Origin of the sequence: Corynebacterium sputi DSM 45148 (assembly GCF_000427865.1) — a bacterium.
Lineage (GTDB): Bacteria > Actinomycetota > Actinomycetes > Mycobacteriales > Mycobacteriaceae > Corynebacterium > Corynebacterium sputi.
Map to the genome: position 1 here is coordinate 38,336 of NZ_KE386599.1, position 26,550 is coordinate 64,885.

At 61.4% G+C, this 26,550-nt stretch carries 24 protein-coding genes; 17 read left to right on the forward strand and 7 right to left on the reverse strand.

Annotated elements, in window-relative coordinates:
* Positions 1 to 21 precede the first annotated feature (21 nt).
* From YWU_RS17045 to YWU_RS0113510, 5 genes are all read left to right on the forward strand, one after another.
* Positions 22 to 1,032 (forward strand): ROK family protein, encoded by a 1,011-nt coding sequence (locus tag YWU_RS17045; RefSeq protein WP_051260380.1) that lies wholly within the window; start codon positions 22 to 24, stop codon positions 1,030 to 1,032.
* A 26-nt stretch (positions 1,033 to 1,058) separates the two neighbouring features.
* Positions 1,059 to 1,772: a S1 family peptidase gene (locus YWU_RS0113495; protein ID WP_027020878.1), complete on the forward strand. Its 714-nt coding sequence runs from the start codon at positions 1,059 to 1,061 to the stop codon at positions 1,770 to 1,772.
* Positions 1,773 to 1,939: 167 nt separating this feature from the next.
* Positions 1,940 to 2,701 (forward strand): lysophospholipid acyltransferase family protein, encoded by a 762-nt coding sequence (locus tag YWU_RS17050; protein ID WP_034648005.1) that lies wholly within the window; start codon positions 1,940 to 1,942, stop codon positions 2,699 to 2,701.
* Positions 2,702 to 2,720: 19 nt separating this feature from the next.
* Entirely contained in the window at positions 2,721 to 3,224 is a 504-nt protein-coding gene (locus tag YWU_RS0113505; RefSeq protein ID WP_027020879.1) for a polyadenylate-specific 3'-exoribonuclease AS, read from the forward strand.
* A 38-nt stretch (positions 3,225 to 3,262) separates the two neighbouring features.
* The gene (locus tag YWU_RS0113510) at positions 3,263 to 4,651 is read left to right on the forward strand and encodes a class II 3-deoxy-7-phosphoheptulonate synthase (RefSeq protein WP_027020880.1); all 1,389 of its coding nucleotides are present in this window, start codon (positions 3,263 to 3,265) and stop codon (positions 4,649 to 4,651) included.
* A 65-nt stretch (positions 4,652 to 4,716) separates the two neighbouring features.
* On the opposite strand, the gene pknB is transcribed toward YWU_RS0113510, so the two are convergent.
* Entirely contained in the window at positions 4,717 to 6,903 is a 2,187-nt protein-coding gene (pknB, locus tag YWU_RS0113515; protein ID WP_027020881.1) for a Stk1 family PASTA domain-containing Ser/Thr kinase, read from the reverse strand.
* Between the two features lie 88 nt (positions 6,904 to 6,991).
* Here pknB and YWU_RS18015 point away from each other — a divergent pair, with 88 nt between their 5' ends.
* Entirely contained in the window at positions 6,992 to 7,366 is a 375-nt protein-coding gene (locus YWU_RS18015) for an Rv2175c family DNA-binding protein (protein ID WP_084142228.1), read from the forward strand.
* Here the strand turns inward: YWU_RS18015 and YWU_RS17055 are convergent.
* The 4 genes from YWU_RS17055 to YWU_RS0113540 are packed head-to-tail and all read right to left on the reverse strand — an operon-like array spanning position 7,269 to position 12,514.
* A complete protein-coding gene (locus YWU_RS17055) occupies positions 7,269 to 8,264 on the reverse strand; it encodes a phytoene/squalene synthase family protein (RefSeq protein ID WP_051260381.1) in 996 nt (331 codons plus the stop codon). The genes YWU_RS18015 and YWU_RS17055 overlap by 98 nt on opposite strands.
* Complete coding sequence (locus YWU_RS17060) at positions 8,261 to 9,823, reverse strand: alpha-(1->6)-mannopyranosyltransferase A (protein WP_051260382.1); 1,563 nt, start codon at positions 9,821 to 9,823, stop codon at positions 8,261 to 8,263. Before YWU_RS17060 ends, YWU_RS17055 begins: the two co-directional genes overlap by 4 nt.
* A gap of 1 nt (position 9,824) precedes the next feature.
* Positions 9,825 to 11,417: a phytoene desaturase family protein gene (gene crtI / locus YWU_RS17065; protein ID WP_051260383.1), complete on the reverse strand. Its 1,593-nt coding sequence runs from the start codon at positions 11,415 to 11,417 to the stop codon at positions 9,825 to 9,827.
* Positions 11,414 to 12,514 (reverse strand): polyprenyl synthetase family protein, encoded by a 1,101-nt coding sequence (locus tag YWU_RS0113540; protein WP_027020883.1) that lies wholly within the window; start codon positions 12,512 to 12,514, stop codon positions 11,414 to 11,416. The genes crtI and YWU_RS0113540 overlap by 4 nt, the downstream gene beginning before the upstream one ends.
* A gap of 24 nt (positions 12,515 to 12,538) precedes the next feature.
* Between YWU_RS0113540 and YWU_RS0113545 the strand changes: the two genes are divergently transcribed.
* Entirely contained in the window at positions 12,539 to 13,528 is a 990-nt protein-coding gene (locus YWU_RS0113545) for a methylenetetrahydrofolate reductase (protein WP_027020884.1), read from the forward strand.
* Between the two features lie 2 nt (positions 13,529 to 13,530).
* Here YWU_RS0113545 and YWU_RS0113550 read toward each other — a convergent pair whose 3' ends face one another.
* The gene (locus YWU_RS0113550; RefSeq protein WP_156892855.1) at positions 13,531 to 14,172 is read right to left on the reverse strand and encodes an LppM family (lipo)protein; all 642 of its coding nucleotides are present in this window, start codon (positions 14,170 to 14,172) and stop codon (positions 13,531 to 13,533) included.
* Positions 14,173 to 14,808, reverse strand: coding sequence for a GNAT family N-acetyltransferase (locus tag YWU_RS17070; protein ID WP_051260384.1), 636 nt, complete (start codon positions 14,806 to 14,808; stop codon positions 14,173 to 14,175).
* A 171-nt stretch (positions 14,809 to 14,979) separates the two neighbouring features.
* On the opposite strand from YWU_RS17070, the gene YWU_RS17075 reads away from it, so the two are divergent.
* The 10 genes from YWU_RS17075 (at position 14,980) to murD (ending at position 26,547) form a co-directional block, all read left to right on the forward strand.
* Entirely contained in the window at positions 14,980 to 15,408 is a 429-nt protein-coding gene (locus YWU_RS17075) for an SAV_6107 family HEPN domain-containing protein (RefSeq protein ID WP_051260385.1), read from the forward strand.
* Between the two features lie 164 nt (positions 15,409 to 15,572).
* Positions 15,573 to 15,995 (forward strand): DUF3040 domain-containing protein, encoded by a 423-nt coding sequence (locus YWU_RS0113565; protein WP_027020886.1) that lies wholly within the window; start codon positions 15,573 to 15,575, stop codon positions 15,993 to 15,995.
* A 572-nt stretch (positions 15,996 to 16,567) separates the two neighbouring features.
* Positions 16,568 to 16,999 (forward strand): division/cell wall cluster transcriptional repressor MraZ, encoded by a 432-nt coding sequence (gene mraZ / locus YWU_RS0113570; RefSeq protein ID WP_027020887.1) that lies wholly within the window; start codon positions 16,568 to 16,570, stop codon positions 16,997 to 16,999.
* A 143-nt stretch (positions 17,000 to 17,142) separates the two neighbouring features.
* Positions 17,143 to 18,156, forward strand: coding sequence for a 16S rRNA (cytosine(1402)-N(4))-methyltransferase RsmH (rsmH, locus tag YWU_RS0113575; RefSeq protein WP_027020888.1), 1,014 nt, complete (start codon positions 17,143 to 17,145; stop codon positions 18,154 to 18,156).
* Between the two features lie 51 nt (positions 18,157 to 18,207).
* A complete protein-coding gene (ftsL, locus tag YWU_RS17080; protein WP_156892856.1) occupies positions 18,208 to 18,882 on the forward strand; it encodes a cell division protein FtsL in 675 nt (224 codons plus the stop codon).
* Between the two features lie 60 nt (positions 18,883 to 18,942).
* Positions 18,943 to 21,000, forward strand: a complete 2,058-nt coding sequence (locus tag YWU_RS17085; RefSeq protein ID WP_084142218.1) for a peptidoglycan D,D-transpeptidase FtsI family protein — start codon at positions 18,943 to 18,945, stop codon at positions 20,998 to 21,000.
* Between the two features lie 36 nt (positions 21,001 to 21,036).
* Positions 21,037 to 22,539, forward strand: coding sequence for a UDP-N-acetylmuramoyl-L-alanyl-D-glutamate--2,6-diaminopimelate ligase (locus YWU_RS0113590; protein WP_027020889.1), 1,503 nt, complete (start codon positions 21,037 to 21,039; stop codon positions 22,537 to 22,539).
* The gene (locus tag YWU_RS0113595; RefSeq protein WP_027020890.1) at positions 22,536 to 24,020 is read left to right on the forward strand and encodes a UDP-N-acetylmuramoyl-tripeptide--D-alanyl-D-alanine ligase; all 1,485 of its coding nucleotides are present in this window, start codon (positions 22,536 to 22,538) and stop codon (positions 24,018 to 24,020) included. The genes YWU_RS0113590 and YWU_RS0113595 overlap by 4 nt, the downstream gene beginning before the upstream one ends.
* Positions 24,017 to 25,120, forward strand: coding sequence for a phospho-N-acetylmuramoyl-pentapeptide-transferase (gene mraY, locus YWU_RS0113600; protein WP_027020891.1), 1,104 nt, complete (start codon positions 24,017 to 24,019; stop codon positions 25,118 to 25,120). Before YWU_RS0113595 ends, mraY begins: the two co-directional genes overlap by 4 nt.
* A complete protein-coding gene (murD, locus tag YWU_RS17090) occupies positions 25,120 to 26,547 on the forward strand; it encodes a UDP-N-acetylmuramoyl-L-alanine--D-glutamate ligase (protein ID WP_051260387.1) in 1,428 nt (475 codons plus the stop codon). Before mraY ends, murD begins: the two co-directional genes overlap by 1 nt.
* Positions 26,548 to 26,550 lie beyond the last annotated feature (3 nt).

Here is a 26,550-nt window from a genome sequence, read left to right on the forward strand (position 1 = left end):
CACGTACATACGGATTCAAGGATGGCACCGCCCTCCATCGGCTTCGACATCGGCGGAACCAATCTCCGCGGAGCCGTCGTCGGATCAGGTGGCGCTCTGCTTGCTACCGCTAGCCGACGCACCCCAGGCACCGAAAGCGACCTGGAAGACGCGATCGCTGAGGTCGTCGACGAACTGCGCACCGCGGTCCCTGAAGCCGAAGGCGTGGGACTGGCCGTAGCAGCATTCCTCGACGCGAATTGCCGCACCGTCCGATTTGCCCCGCACCTGCCGTGGGTCGATTCGCCGGTTGCTGAGCGCTTGGAGAAGCGTCTGGACACCACTGTCGTCCTCGAGCACGACGCTAACGCCGCCGCCTGGGGCGAATACCGCTTCGGCGCTGCCCGTGGCGCCGGTACCTGGGTCATGTTCGCAATGGGTACCGGAATTGGCGGAGCGATGATGACCGAGGGGCGCCTGTTCCGCGGAGCCTACGGAACTGCCCCAGAGTTCGGACACATGACGGTCGTGCCTGGTGGTCGTCCGTGCCCCTGCGGAAAACGTGGCTGCCTGGAGCGCTACTGCTCTGGAACGGCGCTGGTTAGCACCGCTGAGGAATTCGCCCGTGAGATGACAGAGGACTCACAGTTGGCGGAGCAGATTGTCCGCTCGTACGTGAATCGGCCTTCCGTCACCGGCGCGGACGTGATGGCAGCCGCTGGTGAGGGCGACCCGCTGGGTCTGGCTGCGGTTGCAGACTTCGCCCAGTGGCTCGGGCAGGGCCTCGCGATCGTCACCGACGTCTTTGATCCTGAATTGATCGTCATCGGCGGGGGAGTGGCCGGTGGTTTCGACCAGTACATCGACCAGGCGAAGGAGTCCTTCGCCGGGAACGTCACCGGCGCTGGCCACCGACCAGAAGCCGTGATTGCAGTCGCCCACCTCGGCGCAGATGCCGGAATGATTGGTGCTGCAGATCTGGTACGGGCGGCAGTGAAAAAAGAGCTCGAACAGGTTGCTGGGGAATCTGTCTCGGCAAATTCTTGCGCCTGAGTCTCAGGTAGGAAATGATTGAGCGCATGACTGTGTTCCGTAACTCTCTCCGGGCATCCGCTGCGGCCGTGATCGTCGCCGCCGGTGTCTCCGTTCCTGTCACCGCATCGGCTGCATCTGCGGCCGCTCCCCTCGGTGGCGGCTCCGGAATCATGATCTCGGAGTCGGGCGATTTCGCAGGAGCCAACGTGTTCTTGTGCTCGCTGGCAGCGGTGGGTTCGGACCAGAATGGCGACCTTAAGGCCATTACCGCGGGCCACTGCGGTGAGCCTGGAGACAAGGTCGCTGCAGAGAACTTCCCGGAGCTTGGTGAGATCGGTGAGTTTGAGTACTCGACGATGGATCCGGACATTGCCGTCATCGATCTGGATGACGACAAGGTACAGCTGCTCAACGAGGTCGGTGGCCTGGCTATCACCGGTATTTCCTCCACCACCCCGGTTTTCGGTGAAGAGGTTTGTAAGAATGGCCGCTCCACCGGTGTCACCTGTGGAATCGTCTGGGGTTCGGACAACCAGCAGATCCTCGAGCACTCCTGCTCCGTCGGTGGCGACTCCGGCGGTGCCGTGGTCCGCGGCAACGAGCTGGTCGGCTTGATCTCCGGCGGACCTCGCCCGTGGTGCAACGAGCCGCTGCCGGCGCCGTTCCACGCACCGAACTGGTCCACCGAGATCAACGCTGGTCTGGCCAAGGTTCAGGCTGACACCGGCATCGAGTTCTCGCTGTACACCGGCGCCTAAAGTCAACTGAATTCCCAGCCCCCGTTTCCCTCGTAGGGACGCGGGGGTTTGATGTTCTGAAGCGACCATGCGAAATGGGTAACAGTGTTTCCGTGAAGCTGGGGGAATCCTCAAGTTTTGGGGTGGTTGTGCCAGATAGCTCTCAGCTCTGCTGATATTCTCTTTCTATGCGAAATCGGTGGTATTCGTTCTTTAAGCGCGTCCTGATCGGGCCATTTCTCTGGGTGTGGAACCGCCCGTACTACATCGGTGGTGAGAAGGTACCTGCCACAGGCGCGGCTTTGATGGTGTCGAACCATCTCGCGGTGATGGACCATTTCTATTTCCCGTTGGTGTGCAAGCGCCAGCTCACTTTCCTGGCTAAGCAGGAGTACTTCACTACGCCCGGCTTTGTCGGAGGGGTCCAGAAATTCTTCTTCAGCTCCGTCGGGCAGGTGCCGATCAACCGTGAGTCCGGAGATACCGCGAAAGATGCACTCAACACAGGAGTGAAGGTTCTTGGACAGGGAGACCTCCTGGGTATCTCGGTGGAAGGCACTCGGTCTCCGGATGGGCGCCTGTATCGAGGCAAGACCGGTGCTGCCCGCGTGGCATTGGAGACCGGTGTGCCGGTGTATCCGATGGCGATGATTGACACGGACAAGGCGAACCCGATCGGTAGCTGGTTCCCCCGGCCTCGCAGGGTCGGCGTAATCATCGGCGATCCGATGAATCCAGAGGACTACCGCGACAGGGGCAATGAGTATCAGTGCGCACGTGCGTTGACCGAGGACATCCTCAAGGAAATTCAGGAACTGTCCGGGCAGGATTATGTAGACGTGTACGCCACCGATGTGAAGAACTCCCTCATTGCTGGCGACGGCTACCCGGAGGGGGCTGAGCCTGGCGGTGCGAAGGTCCGGAAGGGCACCGGCAAGCCCAAGAAGTAACGCCCGGTAGGCTATCCACGTGCGTTACTTCTATGACACCGAATTTATCGAGGACGGCCGGACGATTGACCTGGTGTCCATCGGTGTCGTCGCCGAAGACGGCCGCGAATTTTATGCGGTCTCCACCGAATTCGACGAGCGGAAGGCGGGCCTGTGGGTTCGTCAGAACGTGATTGGGCAGCTTCCGAGTCCATCGTCGGACGTGTGGATGTCCCGCTCTGACATCCGCCGGGAACTGGGGGAGTTCCTGATGCCGCCGGGTGGTTCAAAGCCTGAACTGTGGGCCTGGGTTGGCGCCTACGACCATGTGGTGCTCGCTCAGCTGTGGGGCGACATGACGCAATTGCCGCGTCCCATCCCACGATTCACCAGGGAGCTCAAGCAGTACTGGGAGTTCGCCGGTAAGCCATGGGTACCGAAGCAGGAGGACGGCAGGCATGACGCACTGGCTGATGCTCGGCACAATTTGGTGCGGTACCGCGCTATCGAGGACCACCTCGACCACGGGGCAGATCGCCGTTAAATAGGTTTGTGTCACTGACCCGTCGTATGATGTGCGGTGTGAGTTGGACGATTGACGTACCCGTAGATGACCTTCCCGACCTGCCTCCGCTGCCGGAGACGCTGCAGGAGCGGCTGAACCGAGCTCTCAATAGCGAAGCGCTGCAGCAGCCGTCATGGGATCCGAAGAAGGCAGAGACCGTCCGGAAGATTCTGGAGTCTGTGCCGCCGATCGTGGTTGGTTCGGAGGTTCGCAAGCTCCAGGAGGAGCTCGCAGACGTCGCCAACGGCAATGGCTTCCTCCTCCAGGGAGGTGACTGCGCTGAGACCTTCGAGTCGAACACAGAGCCCCACATCCGTGCAAACGTGAAGACGCTGCTGCAGATGGCTGTCGTTCTCACCTACGGTGCATCGATGCCCGTGGTGAAGATGGCCCGCATCGCCGGCCAGTACGCGAAGCCGCGTTCCTCGAACGTTGATGGAGACGGTTTCCTTAGCTACCGCGGTGACATGGTCAACGGTGTCGAGCCGTCTGAGTCCGCCCGCGTCCACGACCCGGCCCGCATGGTTCGCGCATACGCCAACGCGTCGGCAGCCATGAACCTCGTTCGTGCGTTGACCTCCTCCGGTACTGCCGACCTGCACCGTCTGCATGAGTGGAACCGCGAGTTCGTTAACGATTCCCCGGCCGGCGCCCGCTACGAAGACCTGGCCCGCGAGATCGACCACGCCCTGCAGTTCATGGCTGCCTGTGGTGTCAACGACACGAACCTGCAGTCCGCCCAGATCTACTGCTCGCACGAGGCCCTGGTTGCCGACTACGAGCGCGCAATGCTTCGCCTGGCGGAGAGCCCGGAAGGCGAGACCGATCTCTACGACCTGTCCGCGCACCAGCTGTGGATCGGCGAGCGCACCCGCGGCATCGATGACTTCCACATCAACCTGGCTGCCGCTATCGGCAACCCGGTCGGCGTGAAGATCGGCCCGACGACGACTCCGGAAGAGGCCGTTGCCTACGCCGAGAAGCTCGACCCGCTGTTCCAGCCCGGCCGCCTGACCCTGGTATCCCGTATGGGCAACGACAAGGTTCGCACCGTGCTGCCTCCGATCGTCGAGGCAGTTGAGGCTTCCGGACACAAGGTCATCTGGCAGGTCGACCCGATGCACGGCAACACCTACACCTCCTCCAACGGTTTCAAGACCCGCCACTTCGACCGCGTGGTCGATGAGGTCCAGGGCTTCTTCGAGGTCCACCGCACTTTGGGCACCCACCCGGGCGGTATGCACATCGAGCTGACCGGTGAAGACGTCACCGAATGCCTCGGTGGCGCCCAGGACATCCTGGACGTGGATCTGCCGGGTCGCTACGCCTCCGCGTGTGACCCTCGACTGAACACCTCCCAGTCACTGGAACTGGCGTTCCTTGTCGCGGAGATGCTCCGCAACTAAAAGAATCAGCACGACGGGGCGGCCACATCTGGTGACCGCCCCGTCGTGCGTTGTCTAAGGGGCCGTCAGATACCACGCACCGTGACCGTGTCACCTTCTTGGGCCGCGCGTCCTGGGAAGGGGGATTGGGTGATCACGGTGTCGCCCTCGGAGGCGTTTCCGGTGATCTCCAATTCCAGCCCAACGTCCTCCAGTGCCTCGCGCGCATCCGAGATGCTGCTACCGAGCACGTTGGGCACGTTGACCCGTGCAGACACATACAAGATCACTTCGGGATTATCTGGGTCGACGGTGCTGTCGCGGGAGATATTGGTCCGCTCCACGGTGCCGGCTGAACGCGTGGATTCGGGGTCGACGCGGACCTCACGGATAGTGATTCCGGCCTCCCGCAGACGAGATTCAGCCTCAGATTGGGACCGGCCGGAGACGTTCGGCACGGCAATGCCGTTGTTGACCGTGAGGACCACTTCTCCGTCTCGTTCCATGTCCTCGCCCTCCTCTGGTGAGACGGCGATAATTTCGTCCTCAGCGGCGTCTGCATCGAACTCTCGGGTTACTTCACGGACCTGTAGGCCCACCCGCTTGAGGAGGTCGGTGCCGTCGCTTTCCGATAGCCCGACGACCCTGGGGACCTCCACGGGGGCAGGCCCCTTCGAGAGGATCACCGTGACCAACGAGCCAGTGGAGACAGTCGTGCCCGCCGGCGGGTCAGTGTTGACCACGGCGCCGGCGGGCACGGTCTCAGAAAATTCTGCATCGCCGACCTCCTCGGTCAGCGTGCGTTCGGAGAGCAACTGTGAGTATCTCTCCGCCGATCGATCTGGTGGAGCAGCTGGCACGGTGGGCTGGCCCAGCGACATCAGGATGGTCACCGGGTTTCCCCGAACGGCGCGTTCGCCGGCGACTGGTTCGGATCCTGCGGCAGTGCGCACTGGGTGGTCGTCGCTGTAGGTTTCTCCGACTTCCGGCTCAAATCCTGCGTCCGTGAGCGCTTGATACGCCTGGGCTTGGGACATTCCGGTGATCGACGGGACATCGCCATAGCGGCCAGAGCCCAGCCACCAGGAGCCGAGTCCGATTCCCATCGTCGCGAGGATTGCAATGACCAGCCACAAGGCGAATCCGGTGCGGGTGCGGTTGCGGCCTGGAACATCCTTTTTTGCTTCCCGACGCTCCGGTTCCTCAACCACCACCTCCTCATCCGCATCATCCCACCGTGCCCTATCGGGCATCGGTTCCAGGGTCGTCTCGCCGCGATAAGGCTCGACAGGGAAGAGGCCTTCTACCTGAGTCTCATTGACCGGATCCGGTGTCTGCAGGGACCAGTCACCTTCATTGGTGACGGCAGTGGCCGACTCAGCGGCGCGGTGGGCAGCAGACTGAACTGGTGCCGGAACCTGGAATGGCGGAAGCGAGAGTTCTTTCGCGACATTGTCTAGTTCTTCCAAGAACTCTGCAGCAGAAGGGAAGCGGTCCTCCGGGGCGCGGGCGCAGGCGATGGCAACGAGGTCGTCGAATTCCGGCGGGACGCCGTCAATGACCGAGCCGGGTGCAGGGACGTCCTTTTCTAAGCGCTGCAGCGCAATCGACAAGGACGTGTCTCCGGAGAAGGGCGTGGAACCGGTCAGCAGCTCGAAGAGCAATACACCAACGGAATACACGTCGGAGGCAGGAGTGACTGCTCCACCGGTGACCTGTTCGGGGGAAAGATAGCCAACTGTGCCGACGATGACAGAGTTCGACGTCACCGACGCATCAGCGGCAGCACGGACCAGGCCGAAGTCAGCGAGTTTGACCCGTCCGCCAACATCGCTGATGAGGACGTTCTCGGGCTTGATATCGCGATGCACCATCTGCCGGGAGTGTGCCAAAGACAACGCCCTCAGCACTGGGCGGAGCACTGCAGTTGCGGCATGAGGGGGCATCGGGCCGCGCTCGCGCAGAAGTTCGCGCAGCGTGCCACCATCGACCAACTCCATGATGAGGAAGACATGACCCTGCGGATCAGTGCCTTGGTCATAGACGTTGACGAGAGACTCGTCGGTCATCCGGGCTACGGCGCGAGCCTCACGTTCAAAACGGACCCGAAACGCTTCGTCATCGTGGAAGCGTGGGTCCATCACCTTGGCGGCGACCGTGCGGCCCAGGCGGGTGTCTTCGGCTCGGTAGACAGCCGACATTCCCCCACGCGCGATGCGTGGGCCGATACGGTAGCGACCGTCGAGAATGTCGCCTTCTCGCAGTTCCGTCACCGCTCACCTCCCTCTGGATCGGTAACCAGTATGACGGAACGCAGACCGAAGGTGCCAACGGGATCGAACATTGTGCCGAAGCGGTAGAATCTCCAGCGTGAAGAAGATCACTGGTTGCACAGATGTCCTGGACCCCGCCGAGCCAATGTTGAGCCTGCCGGACGTGGCGGAGCTGATCGACGTTCCGGTTACGCACGTACACGCGCTGCTGCAGGAGCGGAAGATCATTGCTGTCGAGCGTGACGGTGGTGTCCGCGTCCCGGCCCGCATGTTCACCGATGAGGGTGTGCAGAGGTTCCTCCCCGGCGTTATCGCGCTGCTGCACGATGGCGGCTACACCCCGGAGGAGACACTCACCTACCTCTTCAGCGAGGATGAGTCTCTGCCGGGTCGCCCGATCGACGCGCTGCACGGCCACCTCGCCCGTGAGGTCCGTCGCCGCGCGCAGGCAATGGCGCTGTAATAGCCGCCGCGAGCGCATGCGGCAGCACGAGCCGCAAACGCCGCGCGTTCGATACGACCGACCTTGAAGTAAACGGGTCGGTGCGTCCGGCCTCGATGTTATCGAGGATCGCTGCGTAGATCACCCGTGCCGCACGAATCGAGTGCCGTGCGGGGCCACTGAGCATTTCTGTGCCCGGGTCGGCTTCGCGGTACATCGCTCGATTGACGGCCACGAAGTGAGCGATCGCGGCCTGCACTGCTGGCGTTGACTCACCATGGTCCAGGCAGCGTCGCAGCTCCGCCTCATCGACGCCGAACGCTTCCCACGTTTCCATCGGCAGATACATGCGACCGCGCTGGATATCTTCGCGCAGGTCACGGATAAAGTTGGTCACCTGGAACGCCCGCCCAAGTTCGGCTGCGTGCTGAGCGGCCACCGCCCGGTCGCCGCGCACAGGCAGCAGCGGGAGCACCTGCAGTCCAATGACTGCGGCGGAGCCCCACATATAGGCGTCAAGCTCATCCCAGGTGCTGAACCACGCGATGTGCCCTTCGGTGCCAGGCACATCGGTCAGCATCGACCGAATGAAATCGTCGAAGTAGGTCTCGTTGATACCCCATGTCCGGATGGTGTCCGCAGTGGCGGCGGAGATGAGGTGGTGGTCGGAGGCGTCGGGAAGCAGGGTGTAGCCCTGCAGGTGGTTCTTCAGGAGATCATGGATCTCCTGAACCCGCTTCCCGACGTCCCCTTCCGGAAAATCCACGACATCATCGACCATCCGTGCCCAGGCATACAGACACCACACCGCCTCCCGCTGCGGGCGCGGCAGCAGCCTAGCGGCCAAGGAGTAGGTGCGGCCGTGGGTGAGCGCTGACTGTCGGCAGAGCTCCACAGCCACGTCGAACCGATCGGTCACTGAGCCGTCGATCCCGCGTAGTTCACTGCACTGTCCTCGCCGTCGCCATGGGCGCCGCGCCAGTTCATACGATTGCGCCAGGAACCGGTGACGAGCCAACGGGTGGAGAGAATCGCCGCGATCGTGATGGCGAGCATCCAGATTGGCTCATAGAACCTGTTGTTGCCGCCGCCAGCGAAGGAGAGCGTGAGGATGAAGGTGAAGATCACCGTCAACTGCACTACCCAGCGACGCGGACGGATGGCACCGATGAACGTCAGGAGGCTGGCGTAGTACCAAGGCAGCGTCACCGAGTTGAACACGACAGCCACCGCATACGCGGCGCAAATGCCCGCGACGTTGCGCAGCGGGTTCTGGCGGAACATGAACCACACGACCACTAGACCGACAAGCATTATCACCATCGAGATGATGCGCGTGACCTCGACAATGGCATTGAATGAGACATTGTCAGAGAACATCCCAAGCACACCGGAGATGGCACCGGCCACTGCCGAGGGGAACGCCAGCGGGTTGATGACCTTGGTATTGCCGCTGATCTCCGTGAGCCAGCCCCAGCTGGTGCCGGTGATCCACGTGACCGCAGCGATGGTGGCCACCGCGCCGGCGACCATGCCGATACCGGAGGCTAAAAGCTGCGGAACCCGACGGAAAGTCTCCTTCCACGTATCCAACGAAGCAGTGCGCGTCAGGGCGATCCATACGAGGAAGGGCAGGGCGATGATGGCTGTCGCCTTCAGTGCGATGGCAAGACCGACGAGAACCGACGCCGCCACGACACCTCGAACCGACGGCAACGACAACGAACACAGCAGCGCCAGTGACACCAGGCCGACCATAATCGCCTCATTGTGCAGTCCACCGACCAAGTGGAGCACCACCAGCGGGTTGAGCACCCCAAGCCACTGAGCGAGTACAGGGTCGCCGCCGATCTTCAGCGCGATCCGGGGCACGGACCACGCTATGGCCAGCAGTCCGAGGATTGACAGGATACGGAAAATAATCACACCTACGACGATGTTGTCGCCGAAGATACTGGTGATCACGTCACCGATTCCCAAGTGCAACGGACCGTACGGAGTGGTGGTGTTACGCCAATCGGCGGATACCTCCAACAGCATGGGGCCGGGGTTCGCTGCGGGACCCTGGGTGTATGGGTCGAAACCGTCGCGGACCATCGCACCCTGCATCAGGTACGAGTACACATCCCGCGAGAACAACGGTCCAGCGAACGACAGCGGGATTAACCACCAGATCAGTGTCCGGTTTACCGAACTCAAACGCCCTGAGGTCCCGCTGCGATCTGGGTCCTTATCTTTGTTCCAAATCAGTTCCCGCCCGACCAACAGCCACGACGCGAGTACCAAAACAAGTCCGATCCAAATGAGGATCTCAAACACCGCGAAGGCGTGGCCGTAGGTGATCACTGACAGCCCTAGGGCGTCGACGATTCCCCCGCGGTAGCGAACAGAACCCGCACCGAACGAACCGATAGTGATCAGCAGCATGCCGATCACACCGATCGAGGCGGGATTCCTCGTGAAGGTCGAGAGTGACAAGCTACCTCTCCTTGGCGAATCGGTCGACGGCCAGTGCTCCAGAGAGCATGACGGTGGGAACTCCGACGCCGGGCACCGTGGTGGATCCAGCGGTCACCAGGTTCCGGGGGCCGGTCGGGGAGTAGTTACGAGGGCGGAACGGGCCGGTTTGACGGAACAGATGGGCGTAGCCGAAGGGGGAACCTTCGCCCATGCCCTCGCGCAGCCAGGTTGAGGGGGTATCGATTCGGCCGACTTTCCACTCCGTGGACACACCGGTGTAACCGCGGTGCTCCAGCTCCTCGGCTAGCTCCTCGATGTACCGAGAGCCGATACCGTCCCAGTCTAGGTTCGCCGACTTCAGGTTGGGCGTCGGAGCCAGGACAGAGAATGGCTCCCACTGTCGTCCGTCCTCGTCGGTGATGATTCGGTCCGGGGCCGTGACGGCGGGCCTGGTGATCAACAGCGACGGATCGGACATGATCTGTCCGTTCTTCGTCGCACAGATCTCGTTGAAGGTCTCATCCCAGGACTCACCAAAACTGATCGTGTGGTGGCTCTTCGGCCACGACTTGGAGACCTCAACCGGGACGGCGCCATGTGCGACGACGGCGGAGGGGGAGAACCTGCGGGGGACAGGCAGGTGCCTTGAGGAGCCCTCGATCCAGCTGTCTAGAACAGGCTGATCGACAGTGGAGATAACGGCCGAGCAGTCGATGGAGCCGGAATCGGTGTCAACGGAGCTGATGGTCTTATCTCGGACAGTCAGTCCCTCGATTGCGGTGTTGAGGTGGATCTCGCCGCCAGCTTTGCGGACGGCTGTTGCGAGGAGCTCAGGGATCGCGCCGACACCGGAACCGGTAGCGGAGGACACGGGGTAGAACACACCCATTGTGGTGTCCATGTGGGCCACGCAGCCATAGACGGCACGTGCCGAGCGGGGGCCGACGCCGGTGTACAGAGCCTGGAAGCTGAACATCCGGGCCAGATCGTCATCGCCGAGCAACTTCTGGACCTTGGGTCCGAGAGTTCCGAAAGCGCCGAGCTTGGTCAAGTTTAGAAGCTTGCCGATTGTCTTCGGGCTGCTGACCATATCGAGCGGAGTGTCGAACGAGCGGTTCATAAACTCGTCAAACGCGGAGTCGAAGAGCGATTCTAGCCACCGACGAGTGTCGTCATATCCGCGCTGGACGCGCTCGACGCGAGAGGGATCCTGATCGCCAATAAAGCGGGCGATCTCGTCCTTCACATCGGTGGGATCAACATGCATGGGGAAGCGTCGATCACCGGTAAACAGCGCCAAGTACGACGGATCCAGTCGGATCATCTCCCACTCGGGATCGACTTCTTCGATCGACTGACCGGTCGCCGCGATGGCGTCCTCAATCAATGACGGCATCGTTAGAACTGTCGCGCCGGTATCGCAGCGAACATCGCCGACATCGGGAATAGTCACGTCCTCCGTTGCGGAGCGACCACCGACGTGATCGGAGGCCTCGACCACCGTCACCTCGTGGCCACGACCGAGAAGGTACAGAGCAGCAGTCAATCCAGACAGGCCCGCACCGATGACGACTGCGCGTCCCTCGATGGCTGGGGCCTTACGGGGGCTCACAGTGCCCTCTGAGTGACGAGGTCCGCCATGTCGGTCAAGGTCTGCCTGTACTCAGAGAGAATCGGTGCCTCCTTGAGCGCATCAACCCCCCGTCGAGTTAGTTGCTGGATCATGCCTTCGAGTTCCTCCTCGGCTCCGCTGGAGCGGACCAGTTCCGTGAGTCGTGCGATGTCGTCGGGATCGGCGACGGTGCCTAGCGACGCCTCCAAATGCGCTGCACCGGCCGGATCCTTCTCCTGCAGGCGACTCAGTGCCGTCGACACCAAGACTGTGCGCTTGCCCTCCCGGAGGTCGTCGCCGGCAGGCTTTCCGGTAATCGCGGGATCCCCGAAGACCCCAAGTTGGTCATCCCGAAGCTGGAAGGCGATACCGATGTCGCGACCGTAAGCGCGGTACGCCTCGACAATTTCGGGCGATGCATGTGCGATTGCCGCGCCGATCAAGAGCGGTCGCTCAATGGTGTACGCGGCGGTCTTGAACCTGTTGATCTTCTCCGCAGTCCGCAAGTCAGTGTCGCCGGAAGCCTCCGAGGTGATGTCCAAAACCTGGCCACCAAGGACCTCTGTGCGCATCCGCCACCACGGGTCACGGGCCCGGTTGCGGGCGGCGTCGGAAAGCCCTGAAGCGTGGAACATGTCGTCAGCCCACGACAAAGCCACATCGCCTGCGATGATCGCGATCGACTCGCCGTAATGACTTCGGTTGCCGATCCACCCGTTGTCGCGGTGCAACGTCTCGAACTGCCGATGCACTGTCGGGCTGCCGCGCCGGGTGTCGGAGGAATCAATGATGTCATCGTGGATGAGGGCACAGGCCTGGATCAGTTCCAAGGACGACACCGCGCGGAACACGGCTTCCGGGTCCTCTGGCCCCGCCGCACCATCAGCACCAAGCCATCCGATCCATGCGAACGAAGGTCGAACTCGTTTGCCTCCGTTGAGGACGAACCCCTGCAGTGACTCGAACACATCACCAAACCGGGGATCAATGGAGTAGACGAGCTCGCGACGGGAATCAAGGAACTCGACCAGTGTCTCCGCGACCGCCGACGGCAGCGCTGACAGGTCCAGGTCAGGGGATAGCAACGAGTGGGCCATGTTCACATACTAAGGTAGTCGGCCATGGCATCCTCCACCCCATCTCCCGCAGCCGGCCGGCAAGTTCCGATCAGGCACGCGCTCGAACTTCCGAGCCCGGGAACGGTACCGTTTTCCGTTGAATTCATGCCCCCACGTGATGATGCCGCCGAGCAAAGATTGCTGTCCGCAGCCGAAGCCTTTCACGATCTCGGAGCGGCATATGCCTCTGTCACCTACGGTGCTGGTGGCTCGACCCGCGAACGTACTTTCCGCATCGCCTCACGGGTGGCCAAGCAGCCGCTCACGACACTGGTGCACCTCACCCTCGTCGACCATTCAGTGGATGAACTCCGAGTAATTCTCCGCCAGTACCTCGATCAGGGACTGACAAACCTTTTGGTTCTCCGCGGGGATCCGCCGGGAGATCCGCTCGGTGATTGGAAAACCAGTGAAGGTGGACTCAGCTATGCCGGAGAGCTGATCAACCTCATCCGCCAGGACGACGAATTCTCTCAGTTCGAAATCGGCATCGCATCCTTCCCCGAGGGGCACTACCGCGCGACGTCGCTGGAGAATGACACCCGTTACACGTTGGATAAACTCCGCGCTGGTGCTGAATACTCCATCACTCAGATGTTCTTCGACATCGACCATTACCTTCGCCTCCGCGACCGCTTGGCGGCAGCGGACCCCGAGCACGGCACCAAGCCGATCATCCCTGGCATCATGCCGATCACATCTCTCCGGTCAGTGCGCCGACAGTTGGAACTGTCCGGATCCGAATTGCCGAAAAGCCTGGAGGACAAGCTCGTCACCGCTGCTGCCGGAGATGAAGCGGCGAATAAGAACGAGATCCGCAAGGTCGGTATCGAAGCTTCTACCGAAATGGCTGAGCGACTCATCGCTGAAGGTGTGCCGAGCATGCATTTCATGACGCTCAACTTCACCCGAGCGACCCAGGAGGTCTTGCACAACCTGGGTATGGCACCGCCGTGGGGCGGCAGCCAGGTAATTCAGCGAGACGGCTTCTAGCGCTAGAACCAGCGCAGACGTACCGCGGCGACCACAAGGGCGACGGCGGCGATTCCCGTAAGCGATGTGGCCACGGTCCACCACGTCAGGGATCGGGGGCCATCCTGATTAGCAGTGGATGCCCACAGCTCGGTGTTCTCTCCGCCCTGGACCATCCAGGAGACTTCCGAATCAGAGACATCTGGGCTGTTCGTGTCCTCGACCGCGCCGGGCATGCTGACCGTCATGCCGAACCTCGCGCCAGTCTGGGCGGAGAGGTCCGCCTGCCCACTGAGCATCGTGGCACCACCTGAGCTCTGCTCGAAATCAAGGTCCACCAGGCCCTGGGATGCACTGCTCACCAGTTCCGCGAAACTCGTAGCGGGCACAAGGTCAACTTGGACCGATAAAACGTTCATTCCTTCGTGCTGTGACGGCGTTTTTACTACCGAGTCACCCACATCAAATGGCGTGACCCAGTCTCTCGGATCGGTCGAGGAATCCTCGGGTACGGAGTACTCGAACTCCCCACGAATCATGTCGTGTTCCTGCTCGAGAGTAGCCGCCGGCTCAGTGCTCGGGCGTCCGAAAGAAATGCAGGCGGACAGCAGTAGCGGCAAGGCCAGCATAGGAGTCAGGCACATGCGGAGCGAACGAGTCTTCATCTACGGAACTTTCGAGGTCAGGCCCGACTGTCGTACGGGCGGCAGGGGGAGTGCCGACCCCAGTACAGCGAAGGGTCGTGGATCGCCGGGGAAATGGAAGTCACGTAGTACATCGCAAAAACCGATTCGGCGATACAGGGACCAAGCTCTGTTCTCCTCCTCGGGCACTTCTGGGGTGGAGAGAAGGACGATGCGCTCTGGGCGACCGTCCATCATCAGACGAAGCATGTCTTCACCAAGATGCGCTCCTTGGTGATCGGGCAAGACATGGATTTCGGACAACTCCACGTAGTGGTTCAGCAACGACCGAACCCTTCGCAGTGATGTGCCTTGCCGTGTCAGCCCAGCGTGTACCTGCTGGTTCCACCATTGCCGTGAGTTTCCAGAGAAGCAGAATCCAATGCCCACCAGTTCAGCCCTGAGGTCATCCGCGAGGTGATGAGTGTCCAAGTCATCGGGATGAGCGAAGGCGCCGACAGCAGTCCAGTTCGGTTCGGCCTGCTGCGCTAACCAAGCGCCTGCGCGGCCGTCGGCGACGGATGAGCGGTAGCCCATCGCGCTGATATATATGCCGATGGACGCTCGAATCTGATTCCGAAACTGCTCCTGGGTTAGGCGGATAACGCTGTATTTCACTGGTTAAGTCAATCACGACACTGCCTGCGCGTCTGGGAGTTCGAAGAAAAACCTGGCTATCGTACGCATGTTCGACTAGGCTGGTAGTCAACGTCGAGAGAGGTTCTATCGTTCGAATCAGTTCAAACGGAGAGTTCCGGCGGCAGGCTATGGCGATGAAAGGAGATGGTCATGCGTAACGGACGAGTTGCAGGGGTGCGGAGTTCATCGTTGGTTGCGCCGGAGGGGGTCCGCTCTGGCACGGTCGAGTTCTTGGATAGGGCGGAGCTTCTTCTGTCGCAGTCGCTGATGGTGCCGGCGGCCGAGAAGCTCGAGTTGTCCTACCAGGCTGCGCTGCGTGTTGCAGGTGCTGTTCAGGCTCAGCGGCCGGCTCGCAAGCGGACCGTTGACAAGGGTGCGTGGGCGCGTTTGCGACGGGTAGCTCCGGAGTATGGCGAATGGGCTGACCGGTTTGAGGGTTTTCATCCCATCCGAGAGCGCGTTCGCATCGGTCTTGATCGCTCGCCTGACCCGGCAATCGTGGCTGAAATCAACCGTAGTGCACGTGATTTCGTCGCCTTGGTGGAGGCGGATCTTGGGATGCTGCAGGCTGCGGCCTAGTCTTAGGTCGCGCTTTGTCGCGAAGCGTCCAGCCGGGGACGTACACTGGCTCCACAGGCTCTGATCTACGGACGGGAACTTTTTTGTTCGTACTTGCGTTGTACTGCGTAAGAAGGAATTAACCTGTCGGTGGCTGCAATTGTCAAGAGTTTCGGAGGGAAGCCATGGCGCTGTCTGATCATGAACAGAGGATGCTCGATCAAATCGAGTCCGCCCTCTACGAAGAGGATCCTTCATTCTCTACGACGATGTCCGGCCGGTCTGAGCAGTCCTCGGACTCCACAGTCGGGATAAACGTCAGTATTCAGTCGATCGCGATCTCCGTCCTGGGCCTAGTCATGCTGCTCGGCGGCGTCGCATTGGCGCAGATGCAGTTGTGGTTCATCATTCTGAGCGTTGTCGGCTTTGTGGTGATGTTCGCCGGTGGCGTGATGTCGCTGACTGGTGCCGGCGGATCCGGTCGCAAGAAGTCCCGCAAGGGCAAGGGTAAGTCCCAGAAGAAGTCCCCCAAGCTTGATGGTGGCAACGGCAATCCCGGCGAAGGCGGGCTCGAGAATCGATTCCGCAGCCGCTTCGAGGGGCCGTAACTCGACGTAAGTCTCGCTGAACCCACTCCCGTAAGACGGGAGTGGGTTTTTTCATGTCTATTGCGCCACCCGGGCCGCTCGTCCCACTTCGACCCACTGTGGTGCCCCACAAGTACCCACTGAGTCTGGAGCGGCGGTGTGAACAGGGGGTTTTCGTTTCCGGGGAGACGCTGAACCCATCTAAATCTCGTCCCTGGCCTATATGGCGAGGCAATATGCCCCGTGATTATCCCCACTGAGATTTACCTGAAGATCACAGAGACTTCACCGGGGACTGGGGGGCTCTGTGTTCAAGCTTTATCGATGGTTATCTCCGTTACCTGGCATTTTATCGGGATGTTGGTGTTGGTGTGGTGTGAGATGAACCTGTGGATAGGCTATGTAGCACATTCCCTATCTAGATGTTGCAGGATTTCGGTGTTGTGGGTGGGGGGAAGTGGGGTACTGTGGGGCAAGGTGTCGGGAAGGTCGCGGCACCGCAGGAGTTAAACGAACAACCGCAGAACGCAACCGAGTTTCTCGGAAGAGCGTGTGCCGAGAGTCGGCAGAGGCGGGGAAAGGGGCTCAGGCGAATGTTCCTGGGTACCTACACCCCGAAACTGGACGACAAAGGGCGCCTCACTCTTCCGGCGAAGTTCCGGAACGAACTTTCGGATGGGCTGATGGTCACTAAGGGCCAAGACCATTCGTTGGCCGTGTACCCGAAGGATGAGTTCGAGAAGCTGGCGGCTCGCGCCACCAAAGCTTCACGGACGAACCCGAAGGCCCGCGCTTTCGTTCGAAACCTCGCAGCCAGCACAGATGAGCAGGCACTCGACGCTTCCGGGCGAGTGACCCTGTCTGCTGATCACCGCAGGTATGCGGGTCTGGCAAAGGAATGCGTTGTCATCGGTTCGATTGACTTCCTGGAGATCTGGGACTCCGAGTCCTGGGAGGCCTACCAGGCAGAGCACGAGGAGAACTTCTCCGAGGGCGAGGACGATTCGTTGTTCGATGTTCTGTGATCTGCCGACAGTGGCCGGATGTGTCCGCAAGGACTCTGTTCGGGCGGATCCTGGTGTACTTCCCCGACACCAGGCTCCGAACGAACAGAGCCCTGTGAACACAACTGGGTGAGACAGTTCCGACGTTTACTCAGGAGGGTTCGATGACAGACACGGAATCTTCCGGAGCTCGTCGCTCAGGTGAGCATGGACATGTCCCGGTCTTGTTGAACCGAGTCATCGACCTGCTGGAGCCTGCCATTGAGATGATGGGCCCCAACGCCGTCGTCATCGACGCGACCCTCGGTGCGGGTGGGCACACCGAAGGCATGTTGAAGCGTTTTCCGGACCTCCATGTCATCGGTCTGGACCGCGATCCCGCCGCGCTGGAAGGCGCACGTGAGCGTCTTGCTCCGTTCGGCGACCGTTTCGCCTTCTACCGGACTCGATTCGACGGGTTGGATGAAGCCATCGAGCAGGGCGAGGGCCCTGCCTTTGAGATCGCTCGCTCCCACGGAATCGCCGGTGCACTGTTCGATCTTGGTGTCTCCTCAATGCAGCTTGATCAGGTCGACCGTGGTTTCGCATACCGGGTGGATGCGCCTTTGGACATGAGGATGGATTCGACCGAAGGTCCCACTGCTGCGGACATTCTCAACACCTACAGCCACGGGGACATCGCTCGGATTCTCTCCGTCTATGGGGAGGAGCGGTTCGCCGGCAAGATCGCCTCTGCAATTGTCCGCGAGCGAGACTCCGCGCCTTTCGAGAATTCAGGCCGGCTCGTGGAATTGCTGTACTCAGCCATTCCTGCCGCATCCCGACGTACTGGTGGGCACCCCGCTAAGCGCACCTTCCAGGCACTTCGCGTGGAGGTCAATCGTGAACTCGAGTCCATTGAGAACGCGTTGCCGAAGATTTGTGCGGCGCTGGCTGTTGACGGACGCGCAGTGTTCATGAGCTATCAGTCGCTCGAGGACCGGATCGTGAAGAAGGATTTCGCCGAGCGTGTGAAGTCCACCACTCCGCCGGGTCTTCCCCTGGAACTTCCAGGTCACGAGCCCAAGTTCACCCTGATCACTCGGGGCGCAGAGAAGGCGAGTTCGGCGGAAATCGACGAGAACCCTCGCGCGGCACCCGTCCGGGTACGTGCGATTAAACGTATCCGCCCGGACTGACACCAACCCACCCGACATCCAGAGACCCGGAGACTGAGCATGGCTGCCACAATGACAGACACGAACTCCCGTAGCAGGACCCGACAGGTCCGAGTCCCGGGTGCGCCTGCGCGCGGAGCAAAGCGTCAGCGGATGAGCAGGACCGGCTCGCGCCAGGTTCTGACCGTCCGCGGTCGCCGGGTGACCCCTGAAGTAGGGGACCGCTCGAAGTTCCGCTTCGCCGCTTTAGCCATCGGAGTGTTTGTCCTGGGTATCGCTATCGCGATGTTCCTGTCAGGACTCTCGACGCAGCAGTCGCTGCAGATTTACGAGGCCAGGCAAACCGAGTCGACGTTGGCTGACGAGGTGACGGTGCTGGAGCGTGACGCAGAGTACTTGAAGTCCACGTCGGAGATCGCCCGCCGGGCTGCCGAGATGGGCATGGTCAGCGTCGGCCAGCCTGCGGTTCTGGTGGTTGCTGAGGACGGCACTGTGCATGAGGTGCGCCCAGGCGATCCGAATGCTCAAGCGCTTCTCGACGTCAACGGCACACCGATGCGACCTGAGGCTCCAACCTCCGACCCTGACCAGACTGAGCACGTGCCTGGCATGGGTGGAATCCAGGAGCCCGAGCAGCCTCAGCCCCAGCCTGAGCCTCCGGCCGCACCACAGCCGGAAGTCGTCCCGGAACCGGAACCGGTCCCGGAGATGGCAATCGCCCCGGAGCCTGACCCGGCAGTAGACTGAGTCGGTCACGGGCACAGTTTCGTTGTCCGTTTATAGGTATCCACGTTCGGAGGTTCGCAGATGAGTCCGGTCCCACGGGGCGGTCGCGACGGATCGCGGTACGACGGCCGTGGTCGACGTGTCTCCGCAGACTCCACCTCTCGGACAAAACCCCCACGCAACCGCGCTGAACCGCGCGGTGGTTTCAGGAACCCACAGCGTCTGGCTACTTCTCCGGAGGACTTCCGGAAGCGGGCAAAGCTACTGCAGATTCTTGGTGCAATCGTCGTTGCGCTCCTGATCGGTCGCCTTGGTTGGGTGCAGCTGGTCGCAGGCCCTGAATTTTCCGCGCGCGCGGCGGACCAGCGAGCTGCCACCATTATGGATCCGGCGACACGTGGTGCCATCAATGATCGTGACGGCAATGCCCTCGCCTTCACGATGGAAGCCCGCGCACTGACCGTGCACCCGAATCAGATCCGCTCGGACATGGAAGAGCGTCATCGCCTCTGGCCGGAAACGTATGGGGAGCCGGATGAACGGCTCACCGAACTGGCGGAAGCGCTGCCCGAGATGATTGGTGTTCGTGACCTCGATGAGGTTGCGCGAAGTGCTAGTAGTAGGCGTCGGGAGCATCAGGAAGAGGAAGAAGTTGAGGACTCGGTGCCGCGTCCTGCGGACATCAGCTCCTCCGAGATCCTGGAAAAGCTCCAGGATGAGTCCTCCTCTTATGAAGTTCTGGTCCGGAATGTCGACCCGGACAAGGCCTCGGAAGTGGTCCAGACGTTCCCGGAACTCGTCGCAGAGCGCCAGAACATCAGGCAGTATCCCAATGGTGCGGTCGCGGCGAATGTCGTCGGAAAGATCGGCATGGACGACGTGGGACAGTTCGGCTTCGAGGCCTCCCGCGACGCAACCTTGCAGGGTGTCAACGGCAGCCGGACAGTTGACTTGGCATCCAATGGTGTCGCGATACCGGGCTCGACCCGAGACGTAGTTGATCCCGAGGACGGCGTTTCCTACGACTTGACCCTCGATATCGACATGCAGTACTACGTCCAGCAACAGGTCGATCAGGCCGCGCAAAACTCTGGTGCCAACAGTGCATCGGCAGTTGTCATGGACTCTCACACCGGTGAAGTGATGGCGATGGCGCAGTCTGCCACCGCCAATCCCAACCGGGATATCGGCAATGAGATCGAAGAAGGCCGCAACCTTGCGAACGATCCGGTCTCACGAGCCTTCGAGCCGGGATCGGTGGCAAAGATCATCACCGCGATGGCTGCCATCGAGGATGGACTGACCACACCTGACGAAGTGATGACCGTTCCAGGCCAGATCGATATGGCCGGAGTGACGGTTCGTGACGCCTGGGAGCACGGAGATGAGCAGTACACCTCCACCGGAATTTTCGGTAAGTCCTCCAACGTCGGCACCCTGATGCTTGCTGAGCGAGTGGGGCAGGACCGGTTCGCCGAACTGCTGAACCTGCTCGGCCTCGGCCGAGCAACCGGTATCGAGCTTCCCGGTGAGTCCGGCGGCATTGTGCCGAGTCGAGAAACCTGGGACTACGGAACGTTCGCGAACCTACCGATCGGCCAGGGCATGGCCATGTCTCTGATTCAGATGGCCAGCATCTATCAAACTGTCGCGAATGATGGTGTGCGAGTGCCGCCGTCGATCGTGTCCTCGGAAACCACTGCTGATGGCACCGTAATTGAGAATGAGCTCCCTGAGAGCGTTCGAGTGGTCTCCCCAGAAACCGCCCGAACCGTCACGGAGATGTTCCAGGGCGTGGTCCAGTCGGATCCGACCGGTGTCCAGTCCGGCACCGGATCGGAAGGCGCCATTGAGGGCTATCAGGTCTCGGGAAAGACGGGTACCGCCCAGAAGATTGATCCGGACACGGGTCGATACTCCGATTCGGCTTACTACATCACCTTCGCGGGAATCGCTCCGGCGGATAACCCTCGATTCGTCGTTGCGATCATGCTGGACGAGCCTGAGCGCGGGGTCCACGGAGAGGGCGGTCAGTCGGCTGCACCGCTGTTCCATGATATTGCCTCATGGGCTCTGAACAGGTATAACGTTCCTCCATCGCCACCGTCCGAAGGAATGCTTCTGCTGGACGCCGGATAATGGCAGGCACCCATGATCAATGAACGAGGAGAACCGATGAGTCTGACGATTGACCAACTTGCCGCAGTCGCCTGCGGCTCTGTCGATCCCGTGGACGCGGGAGCGACAGCCGTCACCGGTGGGATCGCTATTTCTGCTCAGGAGGTCGCCGAGGGAGGACTCTTCGCCGCGGTCCCGGGCACCCGGGTTCATGGCGCGACGTACGCAGGCCAGTCCGGAGGCTCTGCTGTGCTCACTGACAACGAAGGCTTGGAGCTTATGCGTGCGTCGGGGAACAGCCAGCCGGCGATCGTAGTCGACGACGTCCGAGCAGTCCTCGGAGTTGTATCGGATGCGATCTACGCCAGTCCATCCAAGGAGCTAACGGTCATCGGTGTCACCGGAACCTCCGGTAAGACAACCACCACGTACCTGCTTGAGGGCGCGCTGATGGCCGCCGGCCGCAAGGTCGGACTCATTGGCACAACCGGCACCCGCATCGACGGGCGAAAGGTCCCCAGCAAGCTCACGACGCCCGAAGCCCCAGCCCTCCACGGTCTGTTCCGAACGATGGTAGATGAAGGTGTCACTCATGTGGTGATGGAGGTGTCCTCTCATGCACTCATGCTTGGCCGTGTTGACGGCATCCACTTCGATGCCACCGGATTCTTGAACCTCTCCCAGGACCACCTGGACTTTCACGACACGATGGACGAGTACTTCGAGGCGAAGGCACTGTTGTTCGACCCGGCCTCTCCGCTACACGCACCGGAGACGGTCATCTGCGTCGACGACGCATGGGGCCAGCAGATGGCAGAGCGCGCGACAAGCGACGGGGTCACAGTCGCTACTGTCTCCGTCACTTCTCCCGACGCCACCTGGCACGTGATCAATGGGTGGGTTGCGGACAATGGTGTGCAGCATGTGGAGTTGGGAGGGGACGTCGGGAAGCAAGAGATTGAAGTCTCTCTGCCTGGTGCCTTCAATATTTCCAACGCCGCAGTGGCTTGGGCGCTGCTCGAGGCGATTGGATGCGCGACGGAACAGGCTCGTCAGGGCATGGGCCGCGTCTCCGTCCCCGGACGCATGGAGCGTATCGACTGTGGGCAGGATTTCCTCGCGGTAGTCGATTACGCGCACAAGCCAGCGGCGCTCGGAGCGGTGCTCGATACCCTGCGTGGACAGACGAAGAACCGCATCATCGCGGTTGTTGGAGCCGGCGGAGACCGCGACGTGACGAAGCGTCCACTGATGGGCGCGGAAGCAGTCCGGGGCGCTGACGTGGTCATCATCACCGATGACAACCCCCGGTCGGAGGACCCAGAGACGATCCGGCAGGCGCTGTACGACGGCGCGGTTGATGCCAACACCGACTCCGAAATTCACAACATCGGAGACCGAGCCGAGGCAATCCGCACCGCGGTCGCGGAAGCTCGCACCGGCGACGCGGTGGTTGTTGCAGGCAAGGGACATGAGACCGGACAGGAAGTAGCCGGGGTCGTTCACGACTTCGACGACCGAATCGAACTGCGCGAAGCGCTGAAGGGCAGGCCGGAATGATTCCGATGACGGCTCGGCATATTGCCTACATCACCGGAGGGACCCTCCATGACATCGACCCCGACACCCAGGTGATCGGGCCAGCCGAGTTCGACTCCCGCAGGATCACTGAGGGCTCGATCTTCTTGGCACTGCCAGGAGCACGAGTTGACGGACACGATTTTGCCGCCGGTGCCGTCGAGTCCGGGGCCGCAATGGCTCTGGCTGCTCGACCTGTTGGCGCTGCGGCCTGCGTTGTGGAACCTCTCGGTCCGCAGGAGACAAACTCGGACGCCTTCGCGCATGACCCAGATGGTTCTGGGGCAGCGGTACTGAAGGCGCTGGGAGCGCTTGCTCGTGAGACCGTGGACAAGCTTCGCGCCGGTTGCAACTTCGACGTCATTGGAGTCACCGGCTCAGCCGGCAAGACCTCAGTCAAAGACATGATCGCTACGGTGCTCCGCACGGAGGGAGAGACGGTCGCGCCGAAAGGCTCGTTCAACAACGAGATCGGCCACCCGTACACCGTCCTGCAGTGCACCGACGACACCCGCTACTTGGTGGCGGAAATGTCCGCCCGGGGAGTCGGCCACATCGCGCACTTGGCTCAGATCGCTCCGCCGACGATCGGGGCAGTGCTTAACGTTGGCACCGCACACCTGGGAGAGTTCGGTTCTCGAGAAACTATTGCCCAGGCTAAGGGCGAACTGATTGAATCCTTGCCCGCAGATGCGGGAGTCGCGGTACTAAACGCAGATGACCCGTTGGTGGCCCAGATGGCACCTCGCACTCAGGCCCGCGTGGTGTTCTTCTCTGTGGAAGGGCCGGCGGATTACCGTGCGACCGACATCAACTTTGATGGTCGGGCCAGAGCGTCCTTCACCCTGCACGCCCCCACCGGCTCCAGCCCGGTGCAGTTGCAGGTCTTCGGTGCACATCAGGTGCCGAACGCGCTTGCTGCTGCCGCAGTCGGAATCGAATCCGGGCTGCCGGTAGAACAGGTAGCGAATGCGCTGTCCTCCCACGTCGCAGCATCCGTGCATCGCATGGATGTCCGTGACCGCGCTGACGGTGTCACTGTCATCGACGACTCCTACAACGCCAACCCGGATTCGGTCCGAGCAGCGGTGGACGCACTTGTCCGCACCGCGCAGACGCGCGAAGGCGGCCGCTCGATCGCCGTCCTCGGGCAGATGGCGGAGCTCGGCGATGAGACAGAGAAAGAACACCGAGCATTGGCTGAGGTGCTGGTGGACCGGGGCGTCGATATGCTCCTTACCGTCGGAGACAGCGACGGGGCTAGGGCACTGCATCTGGCAGCTTTGGATACAGGTATAAACAATGAGGTTGTTTCCGACTGCGACGGGGCCGTGTCCCGCCTCGCAGAGGTAGCCGGACCGGGCGATGTCGTCCTAGTCAAGGCCTCATACTCGGATGGCCTCTGGCGCGTGGCAGACGGGCTACTTAACGAGATTTCCCAGGATGAAGGGGCAGGCAAGTGACCCAGCTGATAATGAGCGGCGTCGTCGCATTCATTGTGACGGTGTTCCTGACACCGGTGCTGATCAAGCGGTTCTCCGCTGACGGTATCGGCCAGGAGATCCGCGAAGACGGGCCCAAGAGCCACCTGCGTAAGCGCGGCACCCCCACGATGGGTGGTATTGCAATCATCGCCGGCATCGTCGGCGGCTATTTCGCCGCCCACTTGCTGGGAGTGATTACCACCGGCACCGGCCCAACCGCCTCTGGTTTGCTGGTCCTCGGTCTGACCGTCGGTATGGGTCTGATCGGATTCGCCGATGACTTCATCAAGGTTTTTAAGGGCCGCAACCTCGGCTTGAACAAGACCCAGAAGCTCATCAGTCAGGCCACCCTGGCGATCCTCTTCGGTGTCCTCATCCTTCAGTTCCGCAATGACCAGGGACTGACCCCGGGAACCACGAACCTTTCCTTTGTTCGAGATATCGCGACGGTGAACCTGGCTCCGGGGCCGATGTGGTTGGGCCTGATCATCTTCCTGATCTTCGTCTTCATCGTCATCGCGGGCTGGACTAACGCGGTGAACCTCACTGACGGACTTGATGGTCTTGCCGCCGGTTCGATGGCGCTGCTGCTGGCTACCTACTCTTTGATCACGTTCTGGCAGTTCCGCAATAGTTGCGACACCGGCGTCGAGCTCGGTTGCTACTCCGTTCGTGACCCGCTGGATGTGGCATTCCTGGCTACCGCTGGTCTTGGTGCCTGCCTCGGCTTCCTGTGGTGGAACGTCAACCCCGCGAAGATCTTCATGGGCGACACCGGATCGCTCGCACTGGGTGGTCTCGTCGCAGGCCTCTCCTTCGTCACCAAGACTGAGCTGCTGATGGTCATCATCGGTTTCCTGTTTGTCATGGAAGTTCTCTCCGTCGTCATCCAGGTCATCTCGTACCGGACTACCGGCAAGCGGGTGTTCCTCATGGCTCCGTTGCACCACCACTTTGAACACAAGGGGTGGTCCGAAACCACGGTCGTCATTAGGTTCTGGCTCATCGCCGCAATCTTCAACATCCTTGGCTTTGTCATCTTCTACGGTGCCTGGCTGGTTGACTCCGGGCTGTTCTGATGAGCGCCCTAGTAGATCTCGTCCGTTCCGGTGGCCATATCCTGGTGGCCGGAGCCGGAGTGTCCGGTGCCGGCATCGTCGCGATCCTGAAGGATCTCGGAGCCACCAACATCACCGTGGTCGACGACAACACCGAGCGGGCCCTGTCTCTCGGAGTCTCATTCAGCACCACCGCTGAGGCCGCTGCCGACCTGACTGAGGTCTGTCTCATCGCTGCCTCCCCGGGGTGGCGCCCGGATTCGGCGTTGTTCGCTGCAGCGGATGCTGCCGGAGTTCCGGTCGTCGGCGAGATCTCCTTGGCACGAGCCGGCGATGCCGATGGTGTGTGGGGAGATCCTCGCACTTGGATCGTCATCACCGGTACCAACGGCAAAACGACGACCACCGGCATGCTTGCCGCAATCCTTGGTCCGCGCGGACTGGCTGTCGGCAACATTGGTGTGCCCCTGCACACCGCGTTGACTGCGCCTCATCGCGTGGAGATCCTCGCTGCTGAATTGTCGAGTTTCCAACTGCATTGGTCACCGACTGTGCACCCCGATGCGGGCGCATTGCTGAACCTTGCTGAAGATCACATCGATTGGCACGGTTCTTTCGAGAACTATGCCCTGGACAAGGCAAATGCCTTGACGGGTGAGGTTGCGGTCTATGGTGCGGATGACCAGATGGTGGCTGAGACCGTCGGGAAGCTCCGCGAAGCAGGCACTCTCGCGCCGCAGGTCGTCGGTTTCACCGCAGGTGAGCCGGCCCCAGGGCAGGTCGGGATCAAAGATGGTCAGGTCGTCGATCGGGCTTTTTCTGATGATCCCGATGGTCTGGCGATCACCGCCGCTGATCACCTGCAGCCGCCGGGGATCCGCGGACAGCTCAACGGCACTGCAGCGATTGCCCTGGCCAGGTCTGTTGGCCTGACGCCAGAAGAGATCACTGAGGGCTTATCGACGTTTACCGTCGAGGCTCACCGCGGCCAGATTGTGCACCGCTCGGCAGACGTGGTGTGGTTCGACGACTCGAAGGCGACCAACCCCCATGCTGCAGACGCAGCGATGACCGGGCTGAGCGATTTCGTGTGGGTCGGCGGAGGCCAGCTCAAGGGCGCAGACATTCGTCCCCTCGTCGCGAAGCATGCGCATTCCATGAACTCAGCTGTTCTGCTCGGGGTTGACGCACAGCAGATCGCCGATGCATTGGCAGAGGTCCGACCTGATCTGCCGGTGACGGTAATTACGGACACTGACCCCCGTCAGTCGATGATCCAGGCGACCGCCGCGGCAGCCGCTGCGGCAACGTCGACCGTGCTGCTTGCTCCGGCCGCAGCAAGCCTGGACATGTTCACCGGCATGTCTCAGCGTGGCGATTTCTTCGCTGAGGGAGCGGTTCTGGCTACCATGGCGGAAAATCACACCGAGGCCACGGAGAGGCGGTAAGCC

What these genes read in the sequence shown, in the direction of transcription:
- ftsL (WP_156892856.1), top strand. Translation starts at nt 18,208, where the DNA reads ATGACAGACACGAACTCCCGTAGCAGGACCCGACAGGTCCGAGTCCCG.
- YWU_RS0113495 (WP_027020878.1), top strand. Translation starts at nt 1,059, where the DNA reads ATGACTGTGTTCCGTAACTCTCTCCGGGCATCCGCTGCGGCCGTGATC.
- YWU_RS0113565 (WP_027020886.1), top strand. Translation starts at nt 15,573, where the DNA reads ATGGCGCTGTCTGATCATGAACAGAGGATGCTCGATCAAATCGAGTCC.
- YWU_RS17075 (WP_051260385.1), top strand. Translation starts at nt 14,980, where the DNA reads ATGCGTAACGGACGAGTTGCAGGGGTGCGGAGTTCATCGTTGGTTGCG.
- YWU_RS0113545 (WP_027020884.1), top strand. Translation starts at nt 12,539, where the DNA reads ATGGCATCCTCCACCCCATCTCCCGCAGCCGGCCGGCAAGTTCCGATC.
- YWU_RS0113550 (WP_156892855.1), bottom strand. Translation starts at nt 14,172, where the DNA reads ATGAAGACTCGTTCGCTCCGCATGTGCCTGACTCCTATGCTGGCCTTG.
- rsmH (WP_027020888.1), top strand. Translation starts at nt 17,143, where the DNA reads ATGACAGACACGGAATCTTCCGGAGCTCGTCGCTCAGGTGAGCATGGA.
- YWU_RS0113540 (WP_027020883.1), bottom strand. Translation starts at nt 12,514, where the DNA reads ATGGCCCACTCGTTGCTATCCCCTGACCTGGACCTGTCAGCGCTGCCG.
- murD (WP_051260387.1), top strand. Translation starts at nt 25,120, where the DNA reads ATGAGCGCCCTAGTAGATCTCGTCCGTTCCGGTGGCCATATCCTGGTG.
- YWU_RS17050 (WP_034648005.1), top strand. Translation starts at nt 1,940, where the DNA reads ATGCGAAATCGGTGGTATTCGTTCTTTAAGCGCGTCCTGATCGGGCCA.
- mraZ (WP_027020887.1), top strand. Translation starts at nt 16,568, where the DNA reads ATGTTCCTGGGTACCTACACCCCGAAACTGGACGACAAAGGGCGCCTC.
- YWU_RS0113590 (WP_027020889.1), top strand. Translation starts at nt 21,037, where the DNA reads ATGAGTCTGACGATTGACCAACTTGCCGCAGTCGCCTGCGGCTCTGTC.
- YWU_RS17045 (WP_051260380.1), top strand. Translation starts at nt 22, where the DNA reads ATGGCACCGCCCTCCATCGGCTTCGACATCGGCGGAACCAATCTCCGC.
- YWU_RS17085 (WP_084142218.1), top strand. Translation starts at nt 18,943, where the DNA reads ATGAGTCCGGTCCCACGGGGCGGTCGCGACGGATCGCGGTACGACGGC.
- YWU_RS0113595 (WP_027020890.1), top strand. Translation starts at nt 22,536, where the DNA reads ATGATTCCGATGACGGCTCGGCATATTGCCTACATCACCGGAGGGACC.